18 protein-coding genes are annotated in these 17,701 nt (G+C 75.4%); 4 read left to right on the forward strand and 14 right to left on the reverse strand.

The annotated features are described in order from the left end of the window. Window positions 1-95: 95 nt before the first annotated feature. The 7 genes from IEY73_RS31225 to IEY73_RS31255 are packed head-to-tail and all read right to left on the reverse strand — an operon-like array spanning window position 96 to window position 7,963. Complete coding sequence (locus tag IEY73_RS31225; RefSeq protein ID WP_189082947.1) at window positions 96-1,490, reverse strand: right-handed parallel beta-helix repeat-containing protein; 1,395 nt, start codon at window positions 1,488-1,490, stop codon at window positions 96-98. Beyond that, the gene (locus IEY73_RS31230; RefSeq protein ID WP_229716330.1) at window positions 1,487-2,761 is read right to left on the reverse strand and encodes a hypothetical protein; all 1,275 of its coding nucleotides are present in this window, start codon (window positions 2,759-2,761) and stop codon (window positions 1,487-1,489) included. The genes IEY73_RS31225 and IEY73_RS31230 overlap by 4 nt, the downstream gene beginning before the upstream one ends. After that, the gene (locus tag IEY73_RS31235; RefSeq protein ID WP_189082948.1) at window positions 2,758-3,981 is read right to left on the reverse strand and encodes an O-antigen ligase family protein; all 1,224 of its coding nucleotides are present in this window, start codon (window positions 3,979-3,981) and stop codon (window positions 2,758-2,760) included. Before IEY73_RS31235 ends, IEY73_RS31230 begins: the two co-directional genes overlap by 4 nt. Continuing rightward, window positions 3,978-5,048 carry a glycosyltransferase gene (locus IEY73_RS31240; RefSeq protein ID WP_229716331.1) on the reverse strand — a complete coding sequence of 357 codons (1,071 nt, stop codon included), beginning with the start codon at window positions 5,046-5,048 and terminating at the stop codon, window positions 3,978-3,980. Before IEY73_RS31240 ends, IEY73_RS31235 begins: the two co-directional genes overlap by 4 nt. After that, the gene (locus IEY73_RS31245) at window positions 5,048-6,040 is read right to left on the reverse strand and encodes a glycosyltransferase (RefSeq protein WP_189082950.1); all 993 of its coding nucleotides are present in this window, start codon (window positions 6,038-6,040) and stop codon (window positions 5,048-5,050) included. The genes IEY73_RS31240 and IEY73_RS31245 overlap by 1 nt, the downstream gene beginning before the upstream one ends. Continuing rightward, complete coding sequence (locus IEY73_RS31250; protein WP_229716332.1) at window positions 6,027-7,139, reverse strand: glycosyltransferase; 1,113 nt, start codon at window positions 7,137-7,139, stop codon at window positions 6,027-6,029. Before IEY73_RS31250 ends, IEY73_RS31245 begins: the two co-directional genes overlap by 14 nt. After that, entirely contained in the window at window positions 7,100-7,963 is an 864-nt protein-coding gene (locus tag IEY73_RS31255) for a hypothetical protein (protein ID WP_189082951.1), read from the reverse strand. Before IEY73_RS31255 ends, IEY73_RS31250 begins: the two co-directional genes overlap by 40 nt. 71 nt (window positions 7,964-8,034) lie before the next feature. Here IEY73_RS31255 and IEY73_RS31260 point away from each other — a divergent pair, with 71 nt between their 5' ends. After that, the gene (locus IEY73_RS31260) at window positions 8,035-8,418 is read left to right on the forward strand and encodes a DUF427 domain-containing protein (protein WP_189082952.1); all 384 of its coding nucleotides are present in this window, start codon (window positions 8,035-8,037) and stop codon (window positions 8,416-8,418) included. Window positions 8,419-8,452: 34 nt separating this feature from the next. Here IEY73_RS31260 and IEY73_RS31265 read toward each other — a convergent pair whose 3' ends face one another. The 7 genes from IEY73_RS31265 to pepN all read right to left on the reverse strand — a co-directional run bounded on the left by IEY73_RS31265 (window position 8,453) and on the right by pepN (window position 15,135). After that, on the reverse strand, window positions 8,453-8,740 hold the full coding sequence (locus IEY73_RS31265; RefSeq protein WP_189082953.1) for an STAS domain-containing protein: 288 nt from the start codon (window positions 8,738-8,740) through the stop codon (window positions 8,453-8,455). Window positions 8,741-8,804: 64 nt separating this feature from the next. Beyond that, window positions 8,805-10,193, reverse strand: coding sequence for an AMP-binding protein (locus IEY73_RS31270; RefSeq protein WP_189082954.1), 1,389 nt, complete (start codon window positions 10,191-10,193; stop codon window positions 8,805-8,807). Further along, window positions 10,190-10,432 carry a DUF5988 family protein gene (locus IEY73_RS31275; protein WP_189082955.1) on the reverse strand — a complete coding sequence of 81 codons (243 nt, stop codon included), beginning with the start codon at window positions 10,430-10,432 and terminating at the stop codon, window positions 10,190-10,192. Before IEY73_RS31275 ends, IEY73_RS31270 begins: the two co-directional genes overlap by 4 nt. Before the next feature lie 97 nt (window positions 10,433-10,529). Next, window positions 10,530-11,366 carry a siderophore-interacting protein gene (locus IEY73_RS31280; RefSeq protein ID WP_189082956.1) on the reverse strand — a complete coding sequence of 279 codons (837 nt, stop codon included), beginning with the start codon at window positions 11,364-11,366 and terminating at the stop codon, window positions 10,530-10,532. 48 nt (window positions 11,367-11,414) lie between these two features. Next, a complete protein-coding gene (locus IEY73_RS31285; protein ID WP_189082957.1) occupies window positions 11,415-12,308 on the reverse strand; it encodes a P1 family peptidase in 894 nt (297 codons plus the stop codon). Window positions 12,309-12,315: 7 nt separating this feature from the next. Then, window positions 12,316-12,672, reverse strand: coding sequence for a PRC-barrel domain-containing protein (locus IEY73_RS31290; RefSeq protein ID WP_189082958.1), 357 nt, complete (start codon window positions 12,670-12,672; stop codon window positions 12,316-12,318). A 51-nt stretch (window positions 12,673-12,723) separates the two neighbouring features. After that, window positions 12,724-15,135 carry an aminopeptidase N gene (pepN, locus tag IEY73_RS31295; RefSeq protein WP_189082959.1) on the reverse strand — a complete coding sequence of 804 codons (2,412 nt, stop codon included), beginning with the start codon at window positions 15,133-15,135 and terminating at the stop codon, window positions 12,724-12,726. A 150-nt stretch (window positions 15,136-15,285) separates the two neighbouring features. Between pepN and IEY73_RS31300 the strand changes: the two genes are divergently transcribed. The 3 genes from IEY73_RS31300 to IEY73_RS31310 form a co-directional block, all read left to right on the forward strand. Further along, entirely contained in the window at window positions 15,286-15,591 is a 306-nt protein-coding gene (locus tag IEY73_RS31300; RefSeq protein WP_189082960.1) for a DUF6403 family protein, read from the forward strand. Window positions 15,592-15,655: 64 nt separating this feature from the next. Beyond that, window positions 15,656-17,092, forward strand: coding sequence for a hypothetical protein (locus IEY73_RS31305; RefSeq protein WP_189082961.1), 1,437 nt, complete (start codon window positions 15,656-15,658; stop codon window positions 17,090-17,092). After that, window positions 17,089-17,701, forward strand: a 613-nt coding sequence (locus IEY73_RS31310) for a hypothetical protein (RefSeq protein ID WP_189082962.1), incomplete at its 3' end; no start/stop codon positions are given. The genes IEY73_RS31305 and IEY73_RS31310, both read left to right, overlap by 4 nt.

Consider the following 17,701-nt stretch of genomic DNA (forward strand, 5'->3'; position numbering starts at 1 on the left):
GCGGGCGGCGGGGGCGGGCGGGCGGCCGGCGGGGGGCGGGCGGGGACGGGCTGGGGACGGGCTGGGGACGGGCTGGGGACGGGCTGGGGGTGGGTTCAGTTGCCGGCGGCCAGGACCTGCACCGAGCCGTCCGGGAAGCGCACGCAGAGCTGCACCTGACCGCCCTGCTCGCGGGCGAACACCCGCACCGCGCCGTCGTCCGGCGGCACCGGAGTCTGCTCGGAGCGCAGGTCGAACGCCGGGCGCACGACCAGGTTCTTGGTCGGGTGTCCCAGCCCGTGGGTGATCTCCACTTGGGTGTTGCGCGCCGGGCGTCCGATCCAGCCCCGGCCGGTTCCCGCGCGGCCGGTCACCCCCGGTTGCGACAGGGTGGCCCGCACGCTGGACAGGCCGCGGTCGGCGCCGAAGTCGACGGCGGCGGTGGCGCAGTTGCGGATCTGGGTGTCGATGGTGGACCCGGCCGGCTCCTCCGGGCGTGCGCCGGGCACGAACTGCACACCGATCTCGGTGGCCGGCCCCGCGTGGTTGGCACCCTGCACGTACCCGGCGACCCAGCGGCAGTCGTTGCGCGAGATCCGCACCCCGACCCCGCCGTCCAGGTCGGCGTAGCAGTTCACGCACCCGATGCCGGACGCGGCCAGCTCGAAGGAGACCTTCTGCCGCACACCCCAGGCGTGGCAGTTGACCATCAGGGTGCCGTACGCGTTGCCCGCCATCTGAAAACCGGCGCCGCCGTTCTGAAACGACAGGCAGTTGACGAACATGGAGTCGTGCGGCCCGGCGAAGTTGACGCCGTGCCCGCCGTTGTCGTGCGTGCGCAGGCCGGTGACGCGCGACTCCATCTGATGTGACGGGCTGGGCAGATCGCCGGCGGTGCCCCAGACACTGGCCACGCCGTCCGCGCCGCAGCCGAACACGGTGACATCGGCCAGCTCGTACCCGTAACCGTAGAGCCGCAGCCCGCAGCCGACCGGATTGCCCTGCGCCCGGTTGCCGTCCACGGTGAGGTCGCGGACGCTGAAGCCGTGGATGCCGCCGTCGCCGCGGCCCCGGCCGCCCGCGTCGAAGCCCGCCGATTCCAGCACCGCGGTGTTGGCGTCCGGCGCCAGCCGCAGCACCGTGGCGTCGCCGCCGGCCCCGCGCAGGTGCACGCGCGAGCCGAGGGCGAGGCGGCGGGTCAGATAGACACCCGGCGGGACGAAGACGATGCCGCCAGAGGCTCGCGCCGCGTCCAGCGCGTCCTGCAGCGCGCCGGTGTCGTCGGCGACGCCGTCGCCGGAGGCGCCGAAGTCCCGCACGTCGTAGCCGTGGCCGGCCGGGGTGGTCAGTCCCTTGCCGTACGCCCCCGCGCCGACCCCGAGCACGCCGGTGCCGGCGACCAGGGCGCCCATCGAGGCCATCGCCCGCCGCCGCGGCACCGCCGCACCGGGCGCGGGCAGCCGCGCCGGCCCGGTGCCGGATGGCTCGGTGCCGGGTGGCTCGGGAATCATCCGTCCTCCTGACGCTGACTCGGCCCGACGAGACTAGTCGATGTGCCGTCACTGGTGGACGTGCCCGCGTGCGCCGCAGGGACGTCCGGCATGCCGGGACCCGCCGCGCCGGTCCGCGCGCCGGTCGTCCGCAACCGCGCTGCGAACCAGGCCACCACGACCGCCTCGGCCGCCGCGAGCTGGGCGAACAGATGCCCGGTGTGCCGCACCCAGAGCAACGCCACGGCCAGCGACGCGAACGCCACCACCCGGGAGCCGATCGCCGACACCAGGTAGGTGCGCGGCGCCGCCCGCACCATGTGCCGCATCGACAGCCAGGTGGAGACCATCACCGCGGCCTTGTAGACGCAGTACAGGGCGACCACGCCGACCGATGCGGCGGCCAGGTCGGCGGAGAGCAACCCGCGGGCCCACGGGCCGGCCAGCACCGCCACCGAGGTGGCCACCAGCAGCACCGCGGTGAGCAGCCGGGCCCCGGTCCGGAACCGCCCGGAGCGCCCGGCCACCACATCCTCGCGGGTGGTGGCGGCCAGCGCCACATGGAACGGCCCGAAGGCCAGGTCCATGGCGCGCAGCACCACGATGGCGGCCGGTCCGGCCAGCACCCCGGCGACCGCGGGCAGCGCCACCACGTACCCGAGGTCGACCGCGGCCGCCACGCAGTAGGCCGCCCCGATCCGCACGCCGGCCAGCGGACCGGGCCGGGTGTGCGGGCCGCCCGCGGGCCGGGTGGCGAACGCCCAGGCGAGCACCGCGATCTGGGCCGGCACCGCGGCGACCTCCAGCCGCAGCCCGGCCACCGCGAACACGGCGGCGGTGAGCAGGGTGCCGGCCGCGACGCTCTGCGGCAGGGCGTTCGCCCGGCGGCGTCCCCGGGTGCGGAAGGCCACCCAGAACAACGCCTCCACCGGCAGTTGCAACAGCACCGGAGCGACCACCAGCAGCCGGTCCAGGATCCCGGATCCGGGCAGCGCCACCGAGACCGCGGCGAACCCGACGACCGCGGCGGGCACGGCGATGGCGGCGGCGGCCCGCGCCGCCCATGCCTCCAGCCGCCACGTGCCGGGCACCACCCCGGCCGACAGCGGGCGGCCCACCATCGCCTCGACCAGGGTGTACGGGATGGCCAGCAACGCGCCCTGGACGGCGATCAGGGCCACGTGCCGGCTGTCCGTCCAGGACGCGAGCAGGAACAGGCCCACGCTGGCCAGCCGGGTCATCGCCTGCACGGATAGCTGCGACTCCTGCAGCCGGCGCACCGCGGCGATCACGGCGCCGACCGCAGGCCGTGGTAGCCGAACAGGATCAACGTCAGCATGGTGGCGCCGAACTCCCAGGTGTCCAGGGTCAGGGACGCGCACGCCAGGCCGCACACCAGGCCGATCGGCAGCACCAGGTCCCGCCGTCGCCGCGACGCGCGCACGCACGCCACCACCGTGGCGACCGTCGCGACCACCAGCAGCACCATCACCACCGGCCCGAACTGCAACCCGACGTCGAGGAAGTAATTGTCCACGAACCGCGGTGGTGAGGCGGCCACCCGCGAATAGGTGGCACCTCCCGCGCCGCCGATCCCGTCGCCCAGCACGGACACCCCGGCGAGCAGATCCCGCCACACCGCGAAACGCTGGAACAGGCTGGCGCTGCCGCCAGCGCCGAGCAGCACGAACGCGCCGGCGAGGCCCACGGCGAGCAGCGCGGCCAGCACGATCGCGACGATCCGGCGGCGCCGCGACCGGGTCCGCGGCAGCACCACCGCGCCGGTCAGCCCGCCGACCACCAGCAACGCCCCGGACCGGCTGGTGCTCAGGCCCAGGCAGACCACGGCGGCGACCGCGGCGATGTGCCACACCCCTCGGCGCGGACGGGTGCTCGGGCTCAGCCAGCACACCGCGTACCCGAGCGCAAACGCGCCGGCCAGCAGGCCCAGCTCCGCGTTGACCTGGGTGAGGCCGGGCACCCGGAACACACCGTCGATGTAGCGCACGTTGTGGTCCGCGGTGAAACCCCAGTGCACCAGGGTGTCCGGCCCGATCAGCTTCTCCGCCACCGCCGCCACCGCGTTGGCGGTCATCACCCAGGCCGCGACGGTCAGCAGCCGCTCGATCGCCGGGCCGCCCAGCGAGGCGGCGATGACCGCGAAGGCGATCGGCATGAGGATCAGCCGCAGGCCGGTGACCGTCTGCGCGAGGCCGTGGTCCGCCACGCCGATCGCGCCCCAGAGCAGCGCCGCGGCGGCGGCCACCAGCCCCGCGGCGGCCCATCGCACCGGCAGGTCACCGCCGCGGTGCACCACCACGGCGACGGCCAGCGCGCTGGCCAGCACCGCGGCGGCCAGGTTGAGCACCCAGCCGTGCCCCGCGAACAGCAGCCAGGACAGTCCCTGCGCGGCCAGCGGCGCACCGATCAGCACGAGCACCGCGGCCAGGCCGTACTCACGGACCCGGTCCCAGACCGGCGGCACGGCGGTGCCGGTGTCCGGTCCGTTCATCGCGACCGGTACGCGTCGAGAACCGCGCCGACGTGGGCGTCCCAGTCGAGCTCGCGACCGTCCGCGGCGGCCGCGGCGGCGACGGCCGCGTACTCGTCCGGGCTCATCCCGGCCGCCCGGCGCAGCGTGGCGCGCAGCCCGTCGACACCGTGATAGAGCAGCACCGACTTCTCCCCCGCCATCGGCGGCGGGGCGTGCGCCCCGGCGATCACCGGACGGCCGGCGATCAGCGCCTCGGCGCACACCAGCCCGTACGTCTCCACGTGGCGGCTGGGGAAGACCAGCCACCCGGCCCGGCCGAACGCGGCACGCTTGCCGTCGGCGTCCAACGGCCCCAGATAGATCACCGAACCGCCGGAGGCGGCGGCGGCCCGCCGCACCTCGTCCCGCAACGGCCCGTCCCCCGCCACCAGCAGCGTGCCCGGCGAGTCCCACGCCTCCAGCAGCAGGTCGACGCCCTTGTGCACGCCCAGCGCGCCGAGGTAGAGGAACGTGCCGGGATCGCCGGGCGGCAGGTCCGCGGTGGCCCGGTGGCCGGCGACCGCGAGCGGCACGATCCGGCTGCGGGGCTGCCGCGTGCGCGGGGCGCTGCGGACCACCGCCGCGCGTGCCCGCGGCGTGGCGTAGATCAGCGACACCGCCGCGAACCGGCGCAGGATCCACGCCGAGCGCAGCCGCAGCGTCGCGTCCAGCAGTCCGGAGCGTCCCAGGCTGAGCATGGCGTTGTTGGGGTCCACCACGGCGTAGTCGTGCACCGTGTGGACGGTCGGGTAGGCGCGGGCCAGCCGGGCCACCGGCAGCACACCCAGCCCCTGCCAGTTGTGCACGTGCACCACGTCGGGCCGGAAGACGCGCAGGTCGCGCGGCCGCAGGCCGGTCGGGTCGAGCAGGTCACCCAGGTGCACGGCGGCCTTGCCGGGCAGCCGGGCGGACCAGCGCGGCCGGTCCGCGGCGGTGAAGACCCGCACCTGGTGGCCGCGGTCGACCAGGGCGGCAGCCAGATCGTCCAGATAGTTCTCGGCCCCGCCGCGCACCGAAAACGAGGCGTGCACCATGGCGATCCGCATCAGCGCCACACCCGCTCGACCAGGTCCAGCGTGGCCTCCCGCCAGGAGCGGGTGGCCACCGGGCGGGCCGGGCGCGGCCGGGCCAGGGCCTCCCGCAGGGCCGCCGTCAGCGCCCCCGCGGTCCAGCTTTCCATGCACACCGCGGCGCCGCCGGTGGCCTCGCGCAGCGCCGGGTCCGGGGAGATCACCGTCGGGGTGCCCAGGCGCAGCGCCTCGGCCGCGGGCAGGCCGTATCCCTCGAAGTGGCTGGGCATGACGAACGCGGCCGCGCCCGCCACCGCCGCCGCGTACGCCGCCTCGTCCAGCCGGTCCAGGACGATCACCCGTCCGGAGCCGCCGGCCGCGGGCCGGGCGCCGCCGCCGAGCACCGCCAGGGTGTGGCCGGGGAAGTCGCGCATCGCCTCGACGGCCAGTTCCACCCCCTTGTGCGCGGCGTGCCCGGGGACCAGCACGTAGTCCGGCGGCAGCACGGCGGGCCGGGCGCCCGGCGCGGACAGGTCACTGCCCGGGTGCCACACGGCGGTGCGGTCCGCGCCGAGGCCGTACACGCCGAGCAGGTCGTGCCGGGTGCGCTCGCTGACGCACAGCAGCCGCCCGGACCTGCGGATCGCGGTCGCATAGCTGACCCGTCGGTACTGCCGCACCGCCCGGGACAGCCCGTGCGGCCAGAGCCGGAAGGCCAGGTCGTGCACGATGGTGGTGAGCGGGACGCGCACCCCGGCGACGGCCAGCGACGGGCTCAGCGACAGCACCCGCCCGGCGCGCCGTCGGCGCAGCGCCGCCGCGGCGGCGGCGATGGTTCGTTCCCGGCCGCCGCCCTGCCGGCTGACCACCGGCACGCCGCCGACGTCCCAGCCGGCCGGCGCGGCGAGCACTTCGAGGCGGTGATCCGCGGGCCAGTGCCGGGCCAGCTCGGTGAGCACGCGGGTGATGCCGCCGGGCCCGACACCACTGCACTCCAGCACGGTCAGCGGCCGGTCATCCGGTGACATCGCGCACCCATTGCGACATCCGCTCCCGGAAGCGGGCCCGGCCGAACCCGGCCGCATGCCGGCGGATCCGCTGCGGGTCCAGTTCGGACAGCCGGGGCACCAGACGGGCGTACGCCGCCGGGTCGGTGGCATCGACGAGGAAACCGGTCTCCCCCTCCACCACGGTCTCCCGCAGCCCGCCCCGGCGCAGGCCGAGCACCGGTGTGCCGCACGCCTGCGCCTCCACCGGGACGATGCCGAAGTCCTCGTGCGCGGGGTAGAGCAGCGCCGCCGCCCCCGCGTACAGCTCGCGCAGCCGGTCCCGGCTCGGCTGCGGCTCGAATCGCACCGCGCCGCCGGCCCGCCGGCGCAGCGCCGCCTCGCACGGGCCGGACCCGGCCAGCACCAGCGGCCGTCCGGCGGCCTCGGCGATCTCGATCATCAGATCGAACCGCTTGTACGGGATCCAGCGTCCCACCCCGAGCAGGTAGTCGCGGGAGTGGCCGAGCGGGGCGGCGCCGTAGAACTCCACGTCCACCGGCGGGTGGATCACCTCCGCGTCGCGGTGCCAGAAGCGCCGGATCCGGTCGCGGACCTCCAGGGAGTTCGCCGCGTACGCGTGCACGTGCCGCCCGCCGCGCACGTCCGCCTCCTGCAGCAGGCGGCGGACCGGGCGCAACAACGGGTTCGCGCCGCGCGAGTCGAAACCGGGGCTCCACACGTACCGGGCCGGGGTGTGCACGTAGCTCACGTGCCGGGTCCGCTGCGGCGGGCCGAACTTCACGGTGTGTGCGAAGGCGTGGCTGGAGGAGATCACCACGTCCGGGGCGGGCCGGCCGGCGGTGCGCCACACGAGCGGCATCACCGGCAGCGCCAGCGCCTTGGACCGGCACAGCGGCGTGTGCGCCAGCCACGTCTGGCGCAGTTCCGGCGCGTCCACGCCCGGCTCCACCCAGAGCACGTGCCGGACGGCATGCGGCACCAGGGCGGCGATCTCGGTGAACATGTTCTCGGAGCCGCCGACGGCGCTGAACCACTCGTGCACCACGGCCACCGACCGGTCGGCGAGCAGGCCGGTCATCAGCTGTGCCGCCGCCACACCGCGCGCAGCGGGGTCCACGAACCGCCGAGGCTGTCGCAGAGGACGTCCACGTAGACCGCGGCGTCGGTGTTGTCCCGGCTCCACCACACCCCGCACAGCGCCGGGGCGTCGCCGGCGCGGGTCGCATATTCGACGTAGGTGCCCGGCGCGCCGGTGACCCCGCCCAGTTTGCGGCCGGGCTGTTCGGCGCCGGGCAGGATGGCCGCCGAGCTGAGCGCCGTCTGCTGCCGGAAGGCCAGGTCGGCGGACTTGGCGTCGGCCGAGGAATAGGCCACGAAGTGCAGGTACATGCCGCCGTCGCGGCACAGCACGTGGGACTGCTGGCCGTCGCCCAGGTGCGGGCCGCCGGGGTCCCTGTCGGACAGGCAGCCGCTCATGTCGGTCAGCCACGGCTGCGCCAGCGGGGCCAGGTCGGCGCCGAACTCGGCCCGGTTGGCGGCGGCGATGGCGGCCAGGGCGGGCGGCGCGGCCGGCGCCTGCGGCACGGCGGGCGCGTCGTCCACACTGGCCCGGCCGATGAAGAACCCGCCCACGCCGGCCACCAGCAGCCCGGCCGCCAGCCCGGCCAGCGCCCCCTTGATCATCTTGCCGTGGTCCGGCGGCGGCGACGGCTCGATGCGCCGCTGCCCATAGACGGAACCGCCGAAACCGCCGGAGACCGGCCCGAGACCGTACTCGTCCGGCTCGTACGCGGGTGGGCCGGAGGATGCGTACGCGGACGGATCGTCCGGCCCGGAATACCCCGGCTCGTACGCGTCGTCGTGCACACGCCCGCGGCCGGGCGTCTGCTCCCGTTCCGGTGGCGTGGCATCGTTCACGATCGGCACGATATCAGCGCCCATCGACGCCTCGGCGTGTGCCGCGAGAGGCCCGGCGGGCGGAATAAATCCGCCGCCGCCGACTTGAACCGGGCATGACCCAGAAGCCAGTCCTGACGCCCGGCCCGGACCATCCCATCACGATCACGCCGACGCCCGGCCGGGTGGTGGTGACCGTGGCCGGCCGGGTGGTCGCCGACAGCACCCACGCGCTCACCCTGCAGGAGGCCGACTACCCGGCGGTGCAGTACATCCCGCTCGCCGACGTCGACCGCGGCCTGCTCGAACCGACCAGCACGAGCAGTTACTGCCCGTTCAAGGGCGACGCGTCGTACTTCTCCGTCCCGGTGGGCGGCGACCGCAGTGTGGACGCGGTCTGGACGTACGCACAGCCGCACGAGGCGGTCGCCGAGATCAAGGACCACGTGGCGTTCTATCCGAACCGGATCGACGCCGTGGAGACCACGCCGGCGCCCTGAGACGCAGCCCCCGAGACTCAGCAGCCTCCGAGACTCAACTACCCAGCACTTCCAGCAGGCCGGTCACCTCCAGCACCCGGCGCACCATGCCGTGCGCGTTGGCCAGGCAGAAGCGCACCCCCGCGGCCACCGCGGCGTTGCGCCCGGCGATGACCGCGGCCAGCACTTCGGAATCGATGAAGGTGACATCCGCCAGGTCGAGCACGACGTGCTGGACGCCGGCGCTGCGGACGGCGCCGACCACGGCCCGTTCCAGGCCGTCACGGTCTGCCATGTCGAGCTCACCTGCGGGGGTGAGCACGACGAGTCCGGGCGTTTCCATGCCTGCTTTATACCGTTGCCGTACGACAACTTTCCAGTCGTGGGGATGCCGATCCCGATATCAATCAGCGCAACCGCGCCTTCTGCACCTTACCCATGGCGTTGCGCGGCAGGTCGGTCACGAAGCGTATCTGCCGGGGGCGTTTGTGGGCCGCCAGCCGCTCGGCCACGAAGGCGATCAGGTCCTCCGGCGGCACCGGCTCCCCCACCACGTACGCGGTGATCTGCTCGCCCAGGTCCGGATGCGGCAGGCCGATCACGGCGGCCTCCCGCACCGCGGGATGGTGCAGCAGCGCGTCCTCCACCTCGCCGGCGCCGACCCGGTATCCGCCGCTCTTGATCAGGTCGGTGGAGGCCCGCCCGACGATGCGATGCCACCCGTCGGCGGCGATGGTGGCGACGTCACCGGTGCCGTACCACCCGCCGGGCAGCGGGGGCGGCTCGGCCCGCCCACCGCGCAGGTAGCCGTCGAACAGGGTGGCGCCGCGCACCTGGAGCGCCCCGATGGTCTCGCCGTCGTGCGGCAGCGGCGCGCCCTGCTCGTCCACGATCCGGGTGCGCACCCCGCGCACCGGCAGGCCGACCTGGCCGGGCCGCCGATCGCCGTCGGCCCGCGCGCTCACCGTGATCAGCGTCTCCGTCATGCCGTACCGCTCGACCGGCGCCTGCCCGGTCAGTTCCACCAGGTCGCGGAACACCGGCACGGGCAACGGCGCGCTGCCGGAGACCAGAAGCCGCGCCGACCGCAGCCGGCGGGCCGCGTCCGGGGCCGCGCACACCCGCGACCAGATCGTCGGTACGCCGAAGTAGAGGGTCCCACCCGCGGCGGCGTACGCGTGCGGGCCGGGTCTGCCGGTGTGCACCAGACGGGAGCCCACCCGCAGCGGCCCCAGCACCCCGAGCACCAGCCCGTGCACGTGGAACAGCGGCAGGCCGTGCACCAGCACGTCGTCCGCGGTCCACTGCCAGGCCTCGGCCAGCGCGTCCAGGCCGGCGGCGAGTGCCGCGCGGGAGAGCACCACGCCCTTGGGCGGCCCGGTGGTGCCGCTGGTGTACAGGATCAGCGCGCTCGCCCGCGGTGGCGGTTCCGGCGGCACCGCGGCGGTGCGGGTGGATCCGGACACCGGCATCACCGCCAGCCCGGTGTCGCCTGCGGCGGCCGGGTCGTCGGAGAGCATCAGCGCGGCACCGGAGTCGGTCAGCACGTGCGCGCGTTCCAGCCGTCCCGCGTCCGGTGGCACCGGAACCACCGGCACCCCGGCCAGCAGCCCGGCGGTCACCGCGACCACGGTGGACTCGCCGGGCTGTGCGTGCACCGCGACCGCGGGCGCCCCGGCCAGTTCCCGCGCCAGCGCGGCGGCCCGGCCCAGCAGATCGTGCCGGGACAGGCCGTTGACCGCACCGGGTGCGTCGGCCGGGCCGTGCAGGGCGCCCAGCAGCCGCGCGCCGGTCATTCCGCCACGCGGGTGCGGCCGATCCAGTGGAACTCGACCGGACCGTCCGCCGGCCCGGCGCCGGGCTCGGCCGCACGGCGTTCGAAGTGTTCGTAGCCGCCGTAGAACGGCACCTTCACCGTCCCGGCATCCCGGTCGGTGCGGAAGGTACGCAGCTCGGCGGGCAAGTCGTCGGGGCCGCCACGCAGCACGGCGTCGGTGTCGGGCCGCAAGCGGGACGGGCCGGCGGGTGAGCTCATGACAGACCTCCGTCGATGATTCGATCAGCCACCGCGGCTGATGTCACGGATGCGCGCGTCCTGCGTCATCGTGACCCCGCTCACCACCGGGAAACTACTAGGCCGTGGCGCTTTCCTGCTCCCGCTCCACCTGCTCGTTCCATGCCCGTTTGCCGGCCTGCCAGCCGTCCTCGTCCATGCCTCGCCGCCAGTACCCGGACACCGACATCTGGTCCGTCGCGATCCCCCGGTCGTGGCGCAGGTGGGCACGCAGGTCCTTGACGAGGTGGGCCTCGCCGTGCACGAACGCGTGCACCCGGCCGGGCGGGAAGTCGAGCGCGCGGACCGCGGCGGCCAGCGGCTCGCCCACCGGGCGGTCGCCGCGGTGCAGCCAGACGATGCGGGCGTCGCCGACGGTCTCCAGCTTCTGCTCCTGCGCCGGTCCGGCCACCTCCAGGAACACCCGGGCCGGCGCCCCCGCGGGCATCCGGTCCAGGGCGGCGGCGATGGCCGGCAGCGCGCTCTCGTCGCCGGCCAGCAGATGCCAGTCGGCCCGCGGGTCGGGCGCGTACGCTCCGCCGGGGCCGAGGAACCGGATCCGGTCGCCCGGCTGGGCGGCGACCGCCCACGGCCCGGCCAGCCCCTCGTCGCCGTGCACGACGAAGTCGATCCACATCTCGGGGATGTCCGGCCGCCACCGGCGCACGGTGTAGGTCCGGATCACCGGCCACGCCTCGCGGGGCATGTCGCGCCGGACGGCGGCCATGTCGAACGGCTCCGGGTAGGCCACGCCGGGCCGCGGGAACAGCAGCTTGACGTAGTGGTCGGTGAACTCGCCGGCGGACATGCCGGCCAGACCGTCGCCGCCGAACACGACGCGGACCATGGTGGGGGTCAGCCGTTCGACCCGCGTCACGACGCCGGTCCTGGTCGAGCGCGCCGGGCGTTCCGCCACGACGGCACCTCCTGCCTCGGGGGTCTGATGTCAGCGGTAAGGCTACCCTCACCTGACCGGGGGTTCGTGCGGTCCGCGGACCGCGTTCCGGATCGCCTCGGCCGTCGCCTCGGTGGCCGCGGCGCGCAGCAGGTCCAGGTCCGCGTCGGCCACGCCGGTGGCCAGGGACACCACGGCGTCGCCGTCGAACCGGGAGTGGGCCGGGTGCAGCGCCCGGGCGAGCCCGGTGTTCCCGCTCTGTGCCAGCAGGAAGCAGTCCGGCTTGGCCAGACGCGCATCGGTGAGCACCACGGCGAGGGTGGTGTTCAGCCCCGGGGCTCCGAACGGCCGCGCCGCCGGGCCGGGGACGGGCGGGCCGGCGACGGGCGGGCCGCCGGTCAGCGGCCGGGCGTCGTCGCCGAGCACATCGCCCCACGAGTTCACCACGGCGAGCACGGCCACCGTCGCACCGCCCGCGGTGCGCTGCGCCACACCCAGGCCGCCCGGGTCCGCGCGGCCGCGCCAGTGCCCGGTGGTGGCGCCGGCGCCGGCACCCACCCGCCCGGTGGTCAGCGCGGCGCCGTCCAGCGCGGCCAGCGCCGCCCGGCGTCCCGCGGCGGCATCCGGCGGCCCGGACCGCACCGACGCGTCGAACAGCGACAGCCCGACCACGATCGGCACCGGGCCGTACGGCGTGGCGAGGCCGGTGCCGCGCTCGCGCAGCAGGGCCGCCACGCCGTCGGCGGCGGACAGACCGAACGCGGAGCCGCCGGACAGCACCACGGCGTCGGTCCGCGTCACCATGCGGGTCGGGTCGAGCAGGGCGGTCTCCCGGGACGCCGGCGCCCCGCCGCGCACCTCCGCGGAGGCGACCGTGCCGGGCGGCGGCAGGATCACGGTGACGCCGGTGCCGTCGCCGGTCCAGTGGCCGACGGAGGCGGACAGCAGCGCGGGCGGGCTCATGCGGCGCTCAGCGCCGGGCGAGGCGGCGCTCGCCGGAGGTGCCCGGCTGGTAGGTCATGCCGTAGTGAGCGAACACGTCCGGCTCCGAGGCCGCGGGCAGTTCGCCGTCCAGGTCGATGGAGGGGGCCTCGGACACGGTGCGCTTGTCGTGGCGCACGCGCAGCGCATCCGGCAGCACGGTGGCGCCGTCCAGCGGGACGAAGGCGAGGCGGTGCCGACCGATGAACCCCACCCGCACGGTAGCGAACGCGGGCCGGTCGGTGCCCGTGTCGACGTAGATCGCCTCCAGATCACCGATCTTGGCACCGTCCTGATCGATCACCTTGTGGCCACGCCAGTCGCGCAGATTCTCCGCCGGGAACATGACCAGGGAGTTTCCCGTGCCGGGCCGGCCCAAACGCGGCGACGCCGCCGGTCACCCGCGGGCGCGCAGCACCCGGCGCATCAGATCCGCTCTCTCCAGCAGGATCTTGCGTACCGCCGGCGTCGCCTCGCCGGACGCCTCCTCGACCCGGTCCAGGAAGTCCGCGCCGACCGCCACGGTCGGGAACAGCCGCCCCGCGTACGTCATGCTGGTGATCGACCCGCCGCGGCCCAGATCCGGCAGCAGGTCCAGGAACTTCTCCGGGTACGGCGCGAGCAGTTCCTCCTGTCCGGGGCGCCAGAAGGCGGTGGTGACCGCGGCGTAGTGACTGATCGGCACGGTGCGCTCGGCGAGCATCCGCCACATCGCGGCCTTCTCGTCCGGGTCGCAGCGGGCGGCACGCACGGCCAGCGCGCGAAACTTCGCATCCGGGTCCGGATCGCGCGCGAGCAGGGCGTCCGCCTCGTCCGCGGTGTCCCCGCCCAGCTCGGCGCGGCGGGCCAGCACCCGCCACAGCAGGTCGACGTCGTCGCTCGCCTGGTCGCGCAGCCGGTCCAGCACCGCCGGCCCGGCCGCGGTCGCGGCGAGGAAACGCAGCGCGACCTGGCGGCGAGCCGGCTGCTCGGCGAGCGCGGCGCACACGTCGGCGACCTCCGCGGTCAGCGCGGCCCGGGTGGGCCCGGCCGCCCACAGCTCGGCCGTCTCGACGGCGATGCGCAGGTAGGGCTCGATCACCGTGTCGGCGGTCTCCGCCGTCAGCACACCGGCCAGGCAGCGCACCATCTCCGCCGGGCCGGTCTCGCCGTCGACCAGCATGTCGTACGCGGTGGCCACCGCCACGCCGCGGGACAGCGGCGTGGGCAGCCGGTCCGCCGCCTCCATCACCGGAGCGCCGGGGCGCACCGTGGCGAACGTCAGATCCTCGTCGTTGACCAGGTAGAGGTCGGCGCCGGGCGGGACGTCGACAAGGGTGCGCGGCCCGGTCACCTCGACCCGGACCAGGGCGGTACGCGCGAGACGCTCACCCTGCGCGCGGTAGGCCCCGACGGCGAGCGTCTGCGGCCGGGGCGGGCCGGCCGGGCCGCGGGCCACCAGCTCACGGCTACGCGGGTCGAAGGTGATCCGGTCGGTGCCCGCGGTGTCCAGCCAGCCCTCCCGCCACGCGGTCAGGTCACGCCCGGACGCCTGCGCCAGAGCGTCGATCAGGTCCTGCAACGTGGTGTTGCCCCAGGCGTGCCGGGCGAAGTAGGCGCGCAGTCCGGTCGTGAACGCGTCCTCGCCCAAGTACTCCATCAACTGGCGCAGCACGGACAGGCCCTTGGGATAGGTGATCGCGTCGAAGATCGACGCCGCTTCGGCCACGTCGCGCACCGGCTGCCGGATCGGGTGCGCGGTCGGCCCCTGGTCGGCCAGGTAGGCGGACAGCTTGCGCCCGGCCAGATGACCCGCCCAGGCGTCGGTGTACGCTGTCGCCCGCGCCGCCGCCCAGCGGCACGCGAAGTCGGCGAACGCCTCGTTCAGCCAGAGGTCGTCCCACCAGCGCATGGTCACGATGTTGCCGAACCACATGTGGGCCATCTCGTGCAACAGCACGGTGGCGAACAACTCCCGCTCGGCGGGCGTCGGCGGGGTGCGGCTGAGCAGCGAGTCGGCCCAGGTGACACACCCGAAGTTCTCCATCGCGCCGCCGAACTCGGGCATGAAGACCTGGTCATAGCGGCGCTGCGGGAACGGCATGGCGAAGGTCTCGGCGTAGAACCGCAGACCCTGATCGGTCACCGTGAAGATCTCGTCGGCGTCGCGCTCCAGCACCCGCACCAGCGAGCGGCGGCCGAAGATGCCCAGGTCGTGGTCGCCGGCCTGGCGGCGGATCTCCTGCAACGGCCCGGCGTTGACCACCGTGTTGTACGTGGACAGCGGCGGCGTGGCCGGGAAGCTCCACCGCCGGTGCGGGCCGGCCTGCTCCACCCGGGCCTCGCCGGAGTTGCTGGTCACCAGCCAGTCCGCCGGGGCGGTCACGGTGAACGTGTGCGGCGCCTTGAGATCGGGCTGGTCGAAGCAGGCCCACGCGCGGTGCGCCTCGTCCGGCTCGAACGACATCCACACGTACACCTCGCCGTCGGCGGGATCCACCGCCCGATGCACCCCACCGCCGGTGGACGTGTCCGCCTGCACGGTCTCCACCCGCAACTCGTTCGCCTCGGCCAGGCCGTGCAGCGGGATCCGGCTGCCGTCGGCCGGCCCGAGCGGCTTGCCGTTCAGGGTGCCGCCGACCACCCGCGCCGCGCAGTCGACGAAGGTGTCCGCGCCCGGCTGCGCGCAGGCGAACCGCACCGTCGAGACGCATCGCAGCTCCGGGCCGGCGGGCAGGCCGGTCAGGTCGACGTCGATCTGGTAGGCGGACACGGTGATCAGGGCGGCGCGCCGGGCGGCCTCCGCCGCGGTGAGGCTCTGCGAGCTCATGACCCGACGCTACTGGAGAACCACGTTGCGCGCAGCAGCCGCGTCGTTGACCGCCGACCGGCCCAGCCGCGGCATCCGGCCGGGCGATGCCGCGGTTGATCTCATCGGGCAGAATCGGCATTCCATTTGCTACCAGCCCCGGAGCCGCCCGTGACCTGGCTGATCTGGCCGGCCGGCGTGGTCGCGCTGTTCGCCGCCGGCTACACCGCGGCGCGCCTGCCCCGGCTGCGCGCCGAGCGCGAGCACCGCCGGGCCGCGTGGTCGGCCGCGCGGGCGGCCATCGCCGTGGCGCGGATCAGCCGGGACGCCGCCGCGACCCCGCAGACCCAGGCGGACCAGTTGCTGGGGCGGGCCGAGGCGGCGACCGCCACCGGCGGCGGGGCGGCGACCGCGCGGGCTGCGGCGGACTGGGCGGCGCGGGCCGACGGGTTGTGGCGGGCCGCGGCCGATGGCTGACCCGCGCCGGTCCCGGTGGCGGGGACGGCCCCGGTGGCGGGGACGGCCCCGGTGGCGGGAGTGGGTGCGCTGGCCCGCACTGGTCACGGCGGTCGCGGTCCTGGTGGTGTTTCTGGCCGTGCAGCGGCAGAGCACCGATGTCAGCTACGGACGGTCCCCGGCGGCCGGCGACCCGCTCCCCGAGGGTTCGGCGGGCGAGCTCAGCGAGGCGACGGTGCCGTCGGTGGCCGAGATGACCCGGATGGTCGCCGCCGACGACGTGGTGCGGCTGCCGGGCTCGGTGGCCCGATGGGACCAGGCGCGGGTGCGCTCGGCGGCCGGCGGCACCCCGGTGCGCATCCTGGTGGCCCCGCCCGGCCTGGACGCAGCGGAACGCGACCGGGTGCGCGACGTGCGCAACGCGACCGTCCGGGTGATCGGCACCGAGGTCACCGGGGGCGTCTACCAGGCCCGGTCCGACACGCTGGCCGGCTGGCGCGCCCAGATGGCCACCGGCGATGTGACGAACCTGCTGGTCACTCTGATCCACGGGATTCACGAGACGACGGCGCCGGCGGACGTGGACGCGCTGCGCCGCCGCGACCCCACCCCTGCGGAGCTCGCGGCCGTGCTGCCGGACCTGCGCCGCGGGCGCACGCATGTGGCGCCGGGCGCGACCCTGAGCCGGTCACCGGCAGGGGCCGCGCGGGCCGCCTTCGCGGGCCGGCCGGCGCTGTTCGTCGCGCTGCCGCGGCAGCCGTTCGGCACGCCGATGCCGCGGTACGGCCCGGCACTCGCCCGGGTGTTCCCGGACACCCCGATCGTGGTGCTCTACGGGTCCTGGGTGGAGTACACCGGCCCGCAGGCGGGTGACTTCGCCGACGTCGCCGGGGCGAGCTTCTACGGTCAGGCGGGTGACCGGCTCGGCCGGTACGCGTACCCGCAGGACGCGGTCCTGCCGGCCTGGCTGAACCGGGTCACCGACATCCGCTACGCCGGGTTGTTCGACCGCCCGTTGCCGTACCGGCCGTTCGATCCGCTGCGGGTGGCGCTGCCTGCCCTGCCGTGGCTGTTCGCCGCGTGCGTCGCGGTGTTCCTGGTGCTGTCCGCCCGCACCGCGCGGCCCGGCATGGCGCGGCCCGGCACAGGGCGGCCCGGCACAGGGCGGTCCAGCATGGCGCGGACCGGTGCGGCGCGGCCCGGTGCAGCGCGGACCGGTGCGGCGGCGCGGCTGGCCGGGCTCACCGCGCTGGCCGTGGAGATGTCCGCGCTGAGCGTGACCGCCGCCGGCGCGCAGGGCCGGGAGGGCACACGTGCGGGTGCACCCCTGACCCGCGGCATGTCGCGTCTGACCGCGGCCGGCGAGGCGCTGAGCGGGTGGCTGCCCGACCGGCATGTGCAGGATCTGCTGGACGACGCGGAGGCGGACCTGGACGAGGCGGCGCGGGCGCTGCCGTTCGCCGGGTTCCGTCCGGCGGCGTACCTGGCGGCCCACGACGATCCGGCGGGGGCGGGCCGGTGAGGCGGTTGCGACGGTGGTTCGGCACGCCGTACGGGCTGGGCGTGCTCGGCTGCCTGATGCTGGCCGGGTGGGCGGCCTGGTCCGGCGGCCTACTGGACGGCCCGGTCGCGCGCCAGGTCCGGGCGTCCTCGGTGTACGCCGCGCCCGGAGCCGGGGTGGACCGGGCGGCGGCGCAGCGGATCATCGGCAACCGGCGGCTGGCGGTGCTGCTGCTGGCCCCCGGCGGTGACGTGCGGGCCCGCTGCGACGACGCGCAACGCGCGACGAAGGGCCTGGTGGTGGTCGCGCTCAGCCCGGGCGGCGACGGCTTTGACACGTACGGATGCTCGCGGTTGCCCGGCGGCGACGACGAGAACTTCGGCAAGTCGTACGTCACCGAGGCGCGGATCACCGACGGGATCGACGAGTTCCCGGACCGTCCGCTGGAGGCGGTGAAGGTGATCGTGGTGAACTACGACCTGCTGGTGCGGGCCGGCATCGTGCCGGACGGCGCGCGCACGGTGAGCCCGTCGCTGCCGCGCTACCTGGTCGCGGTGGCGGCGGTCGCCGCGGTGCTGGCCGGTGCCGCCGGGGTGTGGGCCGCCGGGCGTCGCGCCGCGCGGCTGGCCG

Source organism: Mangrovihabitans endophyticus, assembly GCF_014646155.1.
Lineage (GTDB): Bacteria > Actinomycetota > Actinomycetes > Mycobacteriales > Micromonosporaceae > Actinoplanes > Actinoplanes endophyticus.